This window comes from Natronosalvus rutilus (assembly GCF_024204665.1).
Taxonomy (GTDB): Archaea; Halobacteriota; Halobacteria; order Halobacteriales; family Natrialbaceae; genus Natronosalvus; species Natronosalvus rutilus.
On the sequence record NZ_CP100355.1, the window covers coordinates 1720768 to 1733002 of the forward strand.

Here is a 12235-nt window from a genome sequence, read left to right on the forward strand (position 1 = left end):
GACAATACTATAGAATTGATATCTGCAGGGCAAATACTCGATTTCCCCAGGGATTCGTCGATCAACCATTTACCGAACCACGGTAACCGGCATCGGGGCTCGGCGAACCACCTTCTCGGCCACGCTCCCGAGCAGCACGCGCGAGACGCCCTGTCGACCGTGGCTGCCGACGATGATGTGATCGACGGCGTTGTCTTCGGCGAACTCGACGAGCTCTCGAGCGGGGTCGCCGACGGCGGTCTCGATGCGGAACTCGACGTCTTCCTCGTCGAGTAACAGTCTGAGTTCTTCGGAGATCTCCGGCGCCTCCTCGTCCGCTTCGAACTGTTCTTTGAGGAGGTTATAGCCGGCGCCCGTGAAGCCGTCGGCGAGTTCGACGATGCGCAGGAGAATAATCTCCTCGTCGGCGTGTTTGCGAACTGCGTGTTCGACCGCCTCCTGTGCGGGGTCCGAGCCGTCGTAGGCGACGAGAATTGCCATACGTGGACTCGACGGCGAGCGCTAATAAATGTCAGTACGGCACGTGCTCGAGAGTCAGAAAGGGAGCGACACGTACTCGAGGGTCGGAGAACAGACGACACGCGCTCAAGCAGTAGGCAGCGCGCCCGAGCGTCGAGGATCGGGCGACATGCGCTGGAGCCCGTTCTCGAGCGCTGAGCACTACACGATCGAGCCAGCTAGAACCGCTTGCTCACGTACGGCCCGTCCTGATGGTACCCCAGTTTGTTCCGGTAGTACTCCCGCGCGCCGATACCCGAGATGACGCTGATCTTGTCGTAGCCCGCGTCGGCTGCCAGTTCCTCGGCGCGGGTCATCAGCCGGCGGCCGTACCCCTGGTGTTGGTGCTGGTCGCCCTCACTCGCGTCGCCCACCGACACTTCGCTGCCGTAGACGTGCAGCTCGCGCACGAGGGCCGCGTTCTCGAGTTCCGGTCTCACGGGATCGTTGGGGAACCGGAGCCGGCAAAAGCCGATCAGGAGGTCCTGCTCGAAGTCCTCGATCGAGATGAAGTGCTCGGTGCCGCCACAGACCTCGTAGGTCATGACGTCGAGGTCGATCTCTTCGGGTTCGGCGTCGTTCATGCCCACCTCCCGACAGCGGATACAGTCGCAGGTCCAGCCGTGTTCGTCCATTCGCTGGCGAGCCAGCTGGCGGAGGTTCGACTTCCAGACCCCGGCGTCGATGAAGTCCGCCGGGATGTCCCGCTGGACGCGCTGGAGGCGGGTGTACCGGGGGATCATGTCCTTGATCTCCGCGACCAGGTCGGCGGCCTCCTCGTTGGTCAGCGGCTCGTACTCGTCGTTGTACCACCAGTCGTACGTCGCCGTCCCGCGCACCACGAGCGTCGGATAGATTTTGAGGTAGTCTGGGCGCCACTGGGTCGACTCGAACAGTTCGCGGAAGTCCTCGAGGCACAACTCCTTGCTCATCCCTGGCTGGCCCGGCATCATGTGGAAGCCGACCTTGAACGCCGAGTCCCGGAGCCGTCGATTGGCGTCGATGGAGTCCTGGGTGCCGTGGCCGCGGTGCATCTCGCGGTTGATGCGTTCGAAGGTGGTCTGGACGCCGACCTCGACCTTCGTTCCGCCGAGATCGAGCATCCGGTCGATCTGTTCCGGGTCACACCAGTCGGGCTTGGTCTCGAAGGTCGTCCCGATGTTGCGGACGTCGTTGGTCTCGTTCTCGGCAATCACGTCCTCGAGGTACCGGAATTCGTAGTCCTCGATGTTCTGTGCAAAGCTCTCGCCCTCGGCCGGTTCGGGATCCTTCTCGACGTCGTAGTCGTTCATTGCCTCGAGGGCGCGCTTGACGAACCACTCCTGGTAGTCGTGGCTGCGGGCGGTCATCGTCCCGCCCATCAGGATAAGTTCGACCTTGTCGACGGGGTGGCCGATCTCGCGCAACTGCTCGAGGCGCAGGGTGACCTGGCCGTAGGGGTCGTAGTCGTTCTGGACGCCGCGGGCGGCGGCGGGTTCCTGGCCGGTGTAACTCTGGGAACTCGAGAACTCCGAGTCCGGGCCGCCAGGACAGTAGAGGCACTTCCCGTGGGGGCAGCGCTCGGGACTGGTCATGATCGCGACGGGGGAGACGCCCGAGGCGGTGCGGACGGGCTTACGGCGGAGGAGGCCCTCGAGGTCCTCGCGACGCTCGCTCGGGGCGAAGTCGAGGAGTTCGGAGTTCTTCGGCACCTTCGGCGCGGAGTGTTCCGAACAGACCTCGAGTTTGGCCTTCTCGACCTCCTCGCGTTCGATGTCGCCCTCGAGCAGGCGCTCGACGAGTGCCTCGCAGGCGCGCTCGAACGCGTCGGTGTCAGTCGGATCGGGCGTCTCGGTACTCACTGGTAGGTACTGGTGCCCGTTCGTGAATAAGCGTGTCGGACTCTCGAGGGCCGATACTCGAGGGCCGATACTCGAGTCCGAAACCCACGGGCCGAAACCCGAAAGGTAATCGTTTAAGGACGGCCTCGTCCTATCGTCGGCGTATCGCATGTCTCCCGACCTGCCGGTCGTTCTCGCGGCCGTTTTTCTCCCCTTTCTGGCGGCCGGGTTCGCCCCGCTATTGGTTCGTTTCCTCGGCGACGAAACGGGCTACGTCGGCGCCCTCGTCGCCCTCTGTTCGTTCGGACTGCTCACCACCCAGTACGAGACGGCGACGACCGACCCGGGTACGGTCGAGCTATCCTGGATACCCACCCTCGATATCGCGCTCCGGTTCACCGTCGACGGCTGGGGGTTGCTGTTCGCCCTGCTGGCGAGCGGCATCGGCGTGCTCGTCTTCTCGTACTCGCCGGCGTACGTTCGCGGGTCGGACGGGCTGAGTCGGTACTACGGGGCGTTGCTCGCGTTCATGGGCTCGATCATCGGCGTCGCGCTGGCGGCCGACCTGATCGCGATTTTCGTCTTCTGGGAACTCACGAGCGTCTGGTCGTTCCTCCTGATCGGCTACTACACGTCGGATCCGGGTTCGACGCGGGCCGCTCGTATGGCCATGATCGTCACCGCCGGCGGCGGCCTGTTCTTGCTGGTCGGCCTCCTCCTCCTCTCGCTGGTCGCCGGCGACGTCATCGGCTCGACCGCCGCGTTCGACCTCGCGGCGATGCTCGAAAATCCCGACGCGATGGAGACGGGCCTTCGCGAACGTGGCCTGTTCCTCCCGGCCCTCGGCCTGATTGCCGTCGGCGCGGCGTCGAAGTCCGCACAGGTCCCTCTGCACTTCTGGCTACCGAACGCAATGGCCGCGCCGACGCCTGTCTCCGCGTTCTTGCACTCCGCGACGATGGTCAAGGTGGGCGTCTACTTCGTCGGCCGGGTTCGACCGATCTTCGTCGGCTCCGAGTGGCTCCTCCTGTTCGTGACCCTCGGCCTGACGACGATGGTCGTCTGTGCGATTCTGGCGCTGGCGGCCACCGACATCAAGGAACTACTGGCGTACTCGACGGCCAGCCACCTCGGCCTGATGATCGCCGGCTTCGGCGTCCCGTCGTACCTGGGCGCCGAGACGGGCGTCTTCCACCTGCTCAACCACGCGCTGTTCAAGGCCGCCCTCTTCCTCATCGCCGGCATCGTCGCCCACCAGATGGGGACCAGACGCCTCTCCGAGCTGCGCGGCCTCCGTCACCACCTGCCGATCACGGCCGGGATGACGACCATCGTCGCACTCTCGATGGCCGGCATCCCGCCGTTCAACGGCTTCTACTCGAAGGAACTGCTCTTCGAGGCGGTCCTCGAGGTCGGCACCTACCACGACGTCGGCGCCCTCGAGTGGGTCTACCCGGTGGTCGCCGTTTTCGGGAGCGTGATCACCGTCCTCTACTCGCTGCGGTTCCTGTCGATTTTCTTCGGTGGCCGCGTCTCTACGCCCGAGCACGCGGGTCGACCGGCGATCCCGCTGCTCGCTTCGCCGGCCGTCCTGACGCTGCTCGCCGTCGTCGTCAGCGTCGATCCCGACATCGCCGTCCAGGCAATCGTCCAGGCGGGCTTCGACGCGACGGCGACCGATCCCCACGAGATGCACGTCGGGCTTCCCACGTACCTTAGCCTCCCCGTCGGCATGAGCGCGGTGACGATTGCCCTCGGCGTCGGCCTGTTCCCGTTCGTCGACCGACTCCACCTCGGAGCGAGTGGACTCGTCGGCCGAACGCGCGCTATCAACCCGTCGCGCTGGTACGACGGCAGCGTCGACGGCCTCGAAGTCCTGGCCGACCGGCTTGACGCGACGGTCCACGACGGCCTCCTCCGGACCTACGCGACGTGGACGCTCCTCGGCATCTGCGCGCTCGTCCTCGGCGGCTTCGTCGCGACCGGCGCGATCACGCCGTTCGAACTCGGGACGGACGTCCGCCTCGAGGTTGCCCTGATCCTGCTCGTCGCAGTGCTGGCGAGCGTCGCCGTCGCCGTCGCTCGCAGCCACGTCTCCGGGGTGCTGACGCTCTCGATCCTCGGGTTCATGCTGGCGATCTTTTATATCCTGGCAAGCGCGCCCGACCTCGCGTTGACCCAACTGGTCGTCGAGACGCTGGTGCTCGTGCTCTTCTTGCTCGTCATCGAGGAGGTTCCCGAGTTCGTCGAGACGGGCCGTTCGTTGGTGGGGGAGATCCGGGACGTCGTCCTCTCGGCGATTGTCGGCGTCACCGCCTTCGTCACGGTGCTCGTGACGACCGGTGCCCGTCCGGACGGGACCACCGACGTCGCCCGCCAGTACGTCCAGTGGGCCGTTCCGGAGGGCGGTGGGACGAACATCGTCAACGTCACCCTCGTCGACTTCCGCGGGTTCGACACGCTCGGCGAACTCGTCGTGGTCGCGCTCGCGGCCATCTCGATCTCGACGCTGATCACGATGCGCTCGAACACCGAACGCACGGGCGACCGGGCGAAGCGAGCGCGACTCGAGGCGGAGGACTACCCGGACGACATCGACGTCCTCGAGCGCGGGCTCGGCGGCGACGCACAGGGGTTCTACACGACGAATGGTGAGACGGATATGGACGGGGATACGGACGAAGAAACTGGCGACACAGAGACGGACACGGACACAGACGACTCGAGGGGCGACGACCGATGACCACCGTGATCATGCGGACCACCGCTCGCGTCGTGGTCCCCATCATCCTCGTTGTCGCCGCCTCGCTGTTCGTCGAGGGCCACAACCTCCCCGGCGGCGGCTTCATCGGGGGCGTCCTCGCCGCGACCGCCTTCGTCGTCATCTATCTCGCGTTCGACCTCGACTTCCTTGAGCGCGGCGTCCTCGGGCGGGAGGTCGAACCCGGCGGGCCACCCTCCCGGGATCGCGTCGTCCTCGCCTACCGTCGACTGTTCGAGTACGGGCTGGCGATTGCTGTCGTCAGTGCCCTGGTCCCCATGGCTCTCGGCTACCCGTTCCTCAGCCAGACGTTCTGGGTGTTCGAGGGGGTCCCGATCTACCACCACGTCGAGATCGCCAGCGCGCTGGCGTTCGACTTCGGGGTCATGTGCGTCGTGCTCGGCGGTCTCCTGACGATCCTCTCGGTGGTGGGCGACGAATGACCGCCATCGTCGTCGCGACCGTCGTCGGGGCGCTGTGTGCCATCGGGACGTACCTGTTGCTCCAGCAGGACCTCGTGCGCGTCGTCTGGGGGCTGTCGCTGCTCAGCCAGGCGGCGAACGTCTACCTGCTGGCGATGGGCAACGTCTTGCCGGGTGGCCCCAACACGGTACCCGTCCTGGCGGGCCACGGCGAGCCGCCGTCGGGCGTCACCGACCCACTGGTCCAGGCGCTCGTGCTGACGGCCATAGTCATCGGCTTCGGGATGACCGCGTTCGCCCTGTTCCTCTCGTATCGGGTCTACCAGGAACACGGGACGCTCGCGCTGGCCGAATTGGCCGAGGCGGGTGATCGGCGATGATCGCGCTGTGGGCGCCGATTCCGGCGGCGACAGGGACCGACGCGGCCTCCACCCTCGTCGTCGCTCCGCTCCTGATCGCCCTCGTGACCGCCGTCGCCAGCCTGCTCTCCGGCCGCCAGCACCGCGGCCGGATCGGTGTCAGCGTCCTCGGCGCGGTCGCGTACCTGATCGCCGTGGTGGCGATCGACTGGTATCTCGTACTCGCGCCCGACGCGCCGGGGATCGCGACCTACCAGGTCGGCGGCTGGGCCGCCCCCTTCGGGATTACGCTGGTCGTCGACGGACTCTCGGCGTTCATGCTGACGATGGTCGCCGTGATCGGGATAGCCTCGCTGCTCTCCTCGATCCGGGTGTTGCCCGACCTCGACCGCCACCGGTACTACTTCCCGCTGTTTCACTTCTTGATGGTGGGCGTGACCGGAGCCTTCCTCACGGGCGACCTGTTCAACCTGTTCGTCTGGTTCGAGGTGATGCTCATGGCCAGCTACCTCTTCGTTGCCTACGACGGCGGCCCCCTCCAGACCCGGGCGGCGTTCTGGTACGTCAGCCTCAACCTCGTCGCAAGCGCCGTCTTCCTGCTCGGCGTCGGGGGGCTCTACGCCACGACGGGGTCGCTCAACATGGCCGACCTCTCGAGACGCCTCGCGGAGCCGGCGGCCTACGGCATCGACCCCGTGCCGGTCGTCGGCCTGTTCGGTCTCCTGCTCGCGGTCTTCGCCATCAAGGCGGGACTCGTCCCCTTCCAGTTCTGGATTCCGTCGGCGTACCAGGCCGCGCCGCCACAGATCGCCGCCCTCCTCGCCGGGGCGACGAAGAAGGTCGGTATCTACGCGATCATCCGGCTCTCGTTCACGGTCATCGGCGACGCGCCGGTTGACGTCTCCCTCGCGGTGCCGTTCACAGGCCCCGAGCTGGCCGGCGACTCGCCGCTCGTCTTCGTCGGCGCGGCGCTGTTCGCCATGGCCGTCGCGAGCATCTTCGTCGGCGGACTCGGCGCCATCGGCGGCCGATCTATCGAGTCGGTGCTCGCGTACTCGAGCATCGGCCAGGTCGGGTTCATCGCGCTCCCCGTCGCTATCGCGGCGGCGGTCCCGGGGCTCCGAACGCTCGGCATCGTCGCCGCACTCGTGTATGCGCTCAACCACACCCTGGCGAAGGGGCTGCTCTTTCTCGCGGTCGGGGCAGTCCGGACCGCGACGGGAACGAGCCGCCTCGCCGACCTGGGCGGCCTCGCCGGACGTAGTCCGTCGATCGCGGTGCCGTTCTTCGTCGGCTCGCTCGCGATCGTCGGCATCCCGCCACTGTCGGGCTTCTTCGGGAAGTTCCTCGTCTTCGACGTCGCCGCGCGCACGGCCTCGAGCGCGCTCGTGCTCGTGGTCGTCGCCGGGTCGGTGCTGTCGCTCGTGTACGCGACGCGCCTGTGGACGCGGAGCTTCTGGGGCCCGCAGTCCCCGGCGGTCGAGACGGCGGTAACCGACCACGTGCAGGCGGCCGTCCTCCTCGCGCTCGCCCTCGCAATCGTCGGCGTTGGCGTCGGATTCGAGCCCGTCTACGCCTTCGCCGAGGCCGGGGCCGAGGCCGCACTGGACACCGACGCCTACGTCGAGGCCGTCGATCCGTCCGACGAGGTCTCGACGGGATCCGGGGGTGATCACTGATGCGGACCAGAACCTGGCCCCTCGCCGGCGTCGTCTTCGCGCTCCTGTGGGTGCTCGTTCGCGGGGTCACCCTGACGCCGTCTGCCGTCCTCGGACAACTGCTCCTGGGACTCGCCGTCGGCTTTCCCGTCGCGTTCGTCTTCCGTCGGCTCTACGACAAGTGGGTCGACGTCCCGCGGAGCGTTCGCGCGATTCCGTCCGCTCTCTCGTACCTTGGGATCTTCACCTGGGAGATCTTGCGGGCGAACGTCGACGTCACGAAGCGCGTCCTCTCGCCCTCGATGCCGATCGAACCGGAGGTGTTCCTGTTCCCACTACGCGTCGAGACCGACCTCGCGATCACGACCATCGCCAACAGCGTCTCGATCACGCCGGGGACCGTCACGCTCGACTACGACGGCGAGACGAACGCGCTCTACATCCACGCGGTCGACGGCCGCGACCCGGAGGCGATCGCCAGAACGATCAGGACGTGGGAGGAGTACGCACTCGTGATCTTCGACGAGCGAGCGAGTCCCGAGGATCCGACGCGAGACATCGTCGTCTCCGGCGGAACCCGGGAGAGCACGCCGACCCCGCCCGACGAGCGCGCCGACGAGACATCGGCAGTGAACCAACTGCCGGCGGACGAGTTGGCCGACGAACTCGAGGCCGCCGACAGGGCCGAGCGGGAGAACGGAGGCGAGAACCGTGACTGACCCCGCCATTCTCGAGGTACTCTCGGCCACGCAGCCGAGCGCTCCGTCGGCCGTCCTCGAGATGACTATCCGTGGGGCACTGGTGCTCACGGCTATCCTGTGTGTGCTCGCGAGCTACCGGGTCATCCGCGGGCCGACGGAACCGGATCGCGTCATCGGACTCGATGCCATCGCGACGAACGTGGTGGCCATCGCCGTCCTCGTGGCCCTGCTGACCGACCGCGGGCTGTTCATCACCGTGAGCCTCGTCCTGGCGATCATCGGCTTCATCGCGACCGTCGCCGTCGCGAAGTTCCTCACCGAGGGGGAGGTGATCGAGTGATCCGAACGACCCTCGTGATCGGTCTGGTCGTCGTCGGGACGTTCTTCCTGACCGTCGGCACCATCGGCCTCCTGCGATTGCCCAACGTTTACAACCGGATGCACGCGACGAGCAAGCCGACGACCCTCGGAACCGCCTCGATGTTCCTCGCCGGGTTCGTCCACTTCGGCCCCGGCGCCGAAGGACTGACCGCGCTCGTCGGCATCCTCTTTCTGTTCCTGACAATTCCGACGGGCTCGCACATGATCGCCCGCGCCGCCGAGCGCATTGGGATTCCCTTCGTCGAGGGGGTCACCTGGCCCGATCCCGACGCGCTCGAGCGACCGCCCGAAGGGACCCGTGACGAACGAGCACCCGATTCTGGCGACTCGAGGCGATATGAAACGGGCGCGAACCGGTCGGGGGAGCCTGGCGACGCCGAGGACTGACCCCGCAGTCGATTCTCGTCGGACCGGCTGCTCACTCGCGCTCGAGCGATCGCTTCCGTTCGTCCGGTTCCGACCCCTCGTCTGTCGTTTCGTCGCGCTTGCGCACCCAGACTTCAGCGTCCTCGAGCGTCTCGACCTCGAGTAAGCGCTCGAGTTTGTGTTCGAACTGCTCGTCGGTCAACTCGCCGGCGGCGTACCGGGTGCGAAGCGTCGCGAGCGCGTCGATCCGGTCTTCTGACGACGGGGCTCGAGATGCGGGTTGTCGTTGGTTTGGTTCGTGTGTGCCAGTTGTGCCAGTTGTGCCAGTTGTGCCGGTTGTGCCAGTTTCGTCCGTTTCGCCGGGGACGTTCGGCCAGTCCGCATCGTCAGCTTCGACAGCTTCATCGGTTTCGTCCGCTTCGTCCACTCCGTCCAATCCGTCCGCTTCGTCCCCATCGTCGTCGAAGAGCATCGACACCGCGGGAACGATCCCGACGTACCCGACGATGAGCACGGCGAGCCACAGGTCGCCGCCGATATCCCCGACCAGCAACCCGAGCCAGAGACCAGTGACGAGCGTCGACGCGATTCCGGCCGCGTTCGCTCGAAATCGCTCCCACAGATCCTCGTCCATGTACACGCCTGCGTCCCCTCAGTAAAAAGACGTTTCTCTCGATGGCGTCTCGTGTCCGTACGGTTCGGTGAAATGGTACCATCTCGTTGCGTACCCCCGCCAGGCGCACACTGCTATATCTGGTACCTACTCGGTAGTGGCTGGTACCGGAATGGACAACGAAAACGTCGCACCCTCACCTGGCTCCGAATCGACCCAGATGTCGCCGCCGTGGCGTTCGACGATTCGCTTACAGAGTGCGAGTCCGATACCCGTACCGGCGTATTCTTCCTGCGTGTGAAGTCGCTGGAATACCTCGAAAATTCGATCCTGGTCCTCCTGGTCGATTCCGATCCCCTCGTCACGGACCGACACGACCCACTCGTCACCGTCTCGTGTGGCCGAGACGTAAACGCGTGGCGGTTCGTCACCGCTGTATTCGATAGCGTTATCGAGCAAATTCTGGAATAACTGGCGAAGCTGACTCGCGTCACCCTCGACCTCCGGGAGATTGTCAATCGTGATGGCAGCGTCGTGTTCTTCGATCTGGAACTGGAAATCAGCCAACACATCCTCGAGAACTGTGTCCAGTTCCACCGGTTCGAACGCATCGCCCTCCGTCTGGATACGGGAGTACTCCAGCAAGTCCTGGATCATCGACCGCATCCGGTCAGCACCATCGACCGCGAACTCGATGAATTCCTCACCGTCCTCGTCGAACTCACCAGCATATCGATTCTCGATCAACTGGAGATAACTCGAGACCATCCGTAACGGCTCCTGGAGGTCGTGAGAGACCGCGTACGCGAACTGCTCGAGGCGCTCGTTCGACTCCTGAAGTTTGCGTTCTTAGGTCTTCCGTTCAGTAATGTCACGAGCCACACCGACCACTCTGGTCGACCCGTCGTCATCCTGTACGGGGTATCCAGGCGCTTCGATCCACCGTACGTTTCCGTCTCGAATAATCCGAATCTCTTCGTGCTTTGGCTCACCTGTTTCGAGAGCCTTCTCGATACCCTGTTGTGCTCGTTGCCGATCGTCTGGATGAATCACGTCGACGAACTCCTCCCACGTCTCGACTGTCGTCCCATAGAGCGATTCTGCGGAGGGATAGAACGACGCTTCGTCGTCCTCGACGTCCCAGTCCCAGACGACCGAATCGGTGGCATTGAGAGCGAACTCCATCCGGTCCCGGATGCGCTGGAGTTCCCACTCCCGTTCTTTTCGTTCGGTGATGTCCTGGAGTGCGCCACGGAGCAAGACGACTTCTCCGTCATCGAGTCGGGGTCGCCCTTGACGTGTAGCCAGCGTACCTCGCCGTCGGGTGTTCTGAACCGAACCTCCACGTCGAACGACTCGCCAGAGTCGAGTGCCTCCTCGACGGCGTGCTCGATGATCGATCGATCCTCCTCGTGGTAGACGTCGAGGGCTTCGTCCAGCGGTGGTTCTTCGTCGTCGGGTATCGCCAGAATCTCGAAGAGGTGGTCGGTCCAGAACACCTCTCGAGTGTCGGTGTCAATCTCCCAGCCGCCGACGTCCGCGATGCGTTCGGCCTTCTCCAGGAGTTCGCGCGTCAGTTCGAGCTCTCTTTCGCGCTCCTTCCGCTCAGTGATGTCCCGGAAATACACGGAGAGACCGGACTCGGAGGGGTATACCCGGACCATCGCCCAGATTCCCAGTGGGTCGGAGTACCGCTCGAAGCTCATCGGTTCCTGGGTGACCATCGTCGTCTCGAACTTCTCGAAGAGCGAGTCGGATTCGTCGACGTCGAGTACTTCCCAGGGTTTTCGCCCGAGAAGTTCCCGTTCCGACGTGCCGAAAAACGCCTCGGCGCGCTCGTTTACGTATTCGAACTGGAACTCATCGTCGAGCGCGTAGAACGCGTCGTCAATTCGCTCGAAGACGTCGTCGAGTTCCCGCTTGAACTCGTCTCGCTGCTGTTCGAGCCGCTCAGCTTGCTGCTCGAGTTGCTGCTCGTACTCGCGACGCTCGGTCATGTTACGCGTGACCTTGGTAAATCCTCGAAGCGTGCCTTCGCTGTTGCGGATGGCAGTGATCGTGACGTTTGCCCAGAACCTTGAGCCGTCCTTGCGGACCCGCCACCCCTCGTCCTCGACACGACCCGCTGTCGCTGCGGTTTCGAGGTTGTGATCGGGGACCTCGTCGGCGATATCGTCCTCGGTATAGAACGTCGAGAAGTGTTCGCCAACGATTTCCGCTTCGGAATAGCCCTTGATCTGCTCGGCTCCCTCGTTCCAGGTGACGACCGACCCCTCGGGATCGAGCATGAAAATCGCGTAATCTTTGACGGCACTCACGAGGGCGCTGAACTGCGCTTCGTCCTGGTGTGGGTCGTCAGCGAGATTGTCCGCAGCCTTCCACCAAATCCTGCTCGTGTCACCTCCCTGTTTGGTCTGAATCTCGCCTCGTTCGGCGAGGGCCTCCAGACAGTGACGGACGGTTTGACGGGGGCACTCGAGTGCCTCGGCGACTTCCTCGGTGAACACTGGCGTCGATGCCTGATCTGTTCGACTGAAGAACTCCTGGACGTCCGCTATCGTACGTTCCGGTGGTGGTCCAGGCGAAACCATTGCTTCCGGATATCGCCGTGACCCTAAAAGTTTGCTGTTCTAAACGTCGTTTCTGACAGATCGCC

The 12235-nt window shown here is 64.8% G+C and carries 10 protein-coding genes and 1 pseudogene; 7 read left to right on the plus strand and 4 right to left on the minus strand.

The window, feature by feature from the left end; genetic code table 11:
• Positions 1-69: 69 nt before the first annotated feature.
• Positions 70-480 carry a universal stress protein gene (locus tag NGM29_RS08295; protein ID WP_254160083.1) on the minus strand — a complete coding sequence of 137 codons (411 nt, stop codon included), beginning with the start codon at positions 478-480 and terminating at the stop codon, positions 70-72.
• Between the two features lie 197 nt (positions 481-677).
• Positions 678-2339 carry a tRNA uridine(34) 5-carboxymethylaminomethyl modification radical SAM/GNAT enzyme Elp3 gene (locus NGM29_RS08300; protein ID WP_254160085.1) on the minus strand — a complete coding sequence of 554 codons (1662 nt, stop codon included), beginning with the start codon at positions 2337-2339 and terminating at the stop codon, positions 678-680.
• A gap of 148 nt (positions 2340-2487) precedes the next feature.
• Here NGM29_RS08300 and mbhE point away from each other — a divergent pair, with 148 nt between their 5' ends.
• From mbhE to mnhG, 7 genes are all read left to right on the plus strand, one after another.
• The gene (gene mbhE / locus NGM29_RS08305; protein ID WP_254160087.1) at positions 2488-5061 is read left to right on the plus strand and encodes a hydrogen gas-evolving membrane-bound hydrogenase subunit E; all 2574 of its coding nucleotides are present in this window, start codon (positions 2488-2490) and stop codon (positions 5059-5061) included.
• Positions 5058-5522 carry an MnhB domain-containing protein gene (locus tag NGM29_RS08310; protein WP_254160089.1) on the plus strand — a complete coding sequence of 155 codons (465 nt, stop codon included), beginning with the start codon at positions 5058-5060 and terminating at the stop codon, positions 5520-5522. The genes mbhE and NGM29_RS08310 overlap by 4 nt, the downstream gene beginning before the upstream one ends.
• Positions 5519-5881: a sodium:proton antiporter gene (locus tag NGM29_RS08315; RefSeq protein ID WP_254160091.1), complete on the plus strand. Its 363-nt coding sequence runs from the start codon at positions 5519-5521 to the stop codon at positions 5879-5881. Before NGM29_RS08310 ends, NGM29_RS08315 begins: the two co-directional genes overlap by 4 nt.
• Positions 5878-7539, plus strand: a complete 1662-nt coding sequence (locus NGM29_RS08320; protein ID WP_254160093.1) for a complex I subunit 5 family protein — start codon at positions 5878-5880, stop codon at positions 7537-7539. The genes NGM29_RS08315 and NGM29_RS08320 overlap by 4 nt, the downstream gene beginning before the upstream one ends.
• Positions 7539-8237 (plus strand): Na+/H+ antiporter subunit E, encoded by a 699-nt coding sequence (locus NGM29_RS08325; RefSeq protein WP_254160095.1) that lies wholly within the window; start codon positions 7539-7541, stop codon positions 8235-8237. Before NGM29_RS08320 ends, NGM29_RS08325 begins: the two co-directional genes overlap by 1 nt.
• A 61-nt stretch (positions 8238-8298) precedes the next feature.
• Positions 8299-8559: an MrpF/PhaF family protein gene (locus NGM29_RS08330; protein ID WP_254160510.1), complete on the plus strand. Its 261-nt coding sequence runs from the start codon at positions 8299-8301 to the stop codon at positions 8557-8559.
• Positions 8556-8987 carry a monovalent cation/H(+) antiporter subunit G gene (gene mnhG / locus NGM29_RS08335; RefSeq protein ID WP_254160102.1) on the plus strand — a complete coding sequence of 144 codons (432 nt, stop codon included), beginning with the start codon at positions 8556-8558 and terminating at the stop codon, positions 8985-8987. The genes NGM29_RS08330 and mnhG overlap by 4 nt, the downstream gene beginning before the upstream one ends.
• Positions 8988-9018: 31 nt before the next feature.
• On the opposite strand, the gene NGM29_RS08340 is transcribed toward mnhG, so the two are convergent.
• Together NGM29_RS08340 and NGM29_RS21300 are read right to left on the minus strand one after the other, a co-directional pair.
• Complete coding sequence (locus tag NGM29_RS08340; protein ID WP_254160103.1) at positions 9019-9600, minus strand: SHOCT domain-containing protein; 582 nt, start codon at positions 9598-9600, stop codon at positions 9019-9021.
• Between the two features lie 126 nt (positions 9601-9726).
• Positions 9727-11867, minus strand: a pseudogene (locus NGM29_RS21300) (PAS domain-containing sensor histidine kinase).
• Between the last annotated feature and the right edge of the window lie 368 nt (positions 11868-12235).

What these genes read in the sequence shown, in the direction of transcription:
- NGM29_RS08295 (WP_254160083.1), bottom strand. Translation starts at nt 480, where the DNA reads ATGGCAATTCTCGTCGCCTACGACGGCTCGGACCCCGCACAGGAGGCG.
- mbhE (WP_254160087.1), top strand. Translation starts at nt 2,488, where the DNA reads ATGTCTCCCGACCTGCCGGTCGTTCTCGCGGCCGTTTTTCTCCCCTTT.
- NGM29_RS08310 (WP_254160089.1), top strand. Translation starts at nt 5,058, where the DNA reads ATGACCACCGTGATCATGCGGACCACCGCTCGCGTCGTGGTCCCCATC.
- NGM29_RS08315 (WP_254160091.1), top strand. Translation starts at nt 5,519, where the DNA reads ATGACCGCCATCGTCGTCGCGACCGTCGTCGGGGCGCTGTGTGCCATC.
- NGM29_RS08320 (WP_254160093.1), top strand. Translation starts at nt 5,878, where the DNA reads ATGATCGCGCTGTGGGCGCCGATTCCGGCGGCGACAGGGACCGACGCG.
- NGM29_RS08325 (WP_254160095.1), top strand. Translation starts at nt 7,539, where the DNA reads ATGCGGACCAGAACCTGGCCCCTCGCCGGCGTCGTCTTCGCGCTCCTG.
- NGM29_RS08330 (WP_254160510.1), top strand. Translation starts at nt 8,299, where the DNA reads ATGACTATCCGTGGGGCACTGGTGCTCACGGCTATCCTGTGTGTGCTC.
- NGM29_RS08340 (WP_254160103.1), bottom strand. Translation starts at nt 9,600, where the DNA reads ATGGACGAGGATCTGTGGGAGCGATTTCGAGCGAACGCGGCCGGAATC.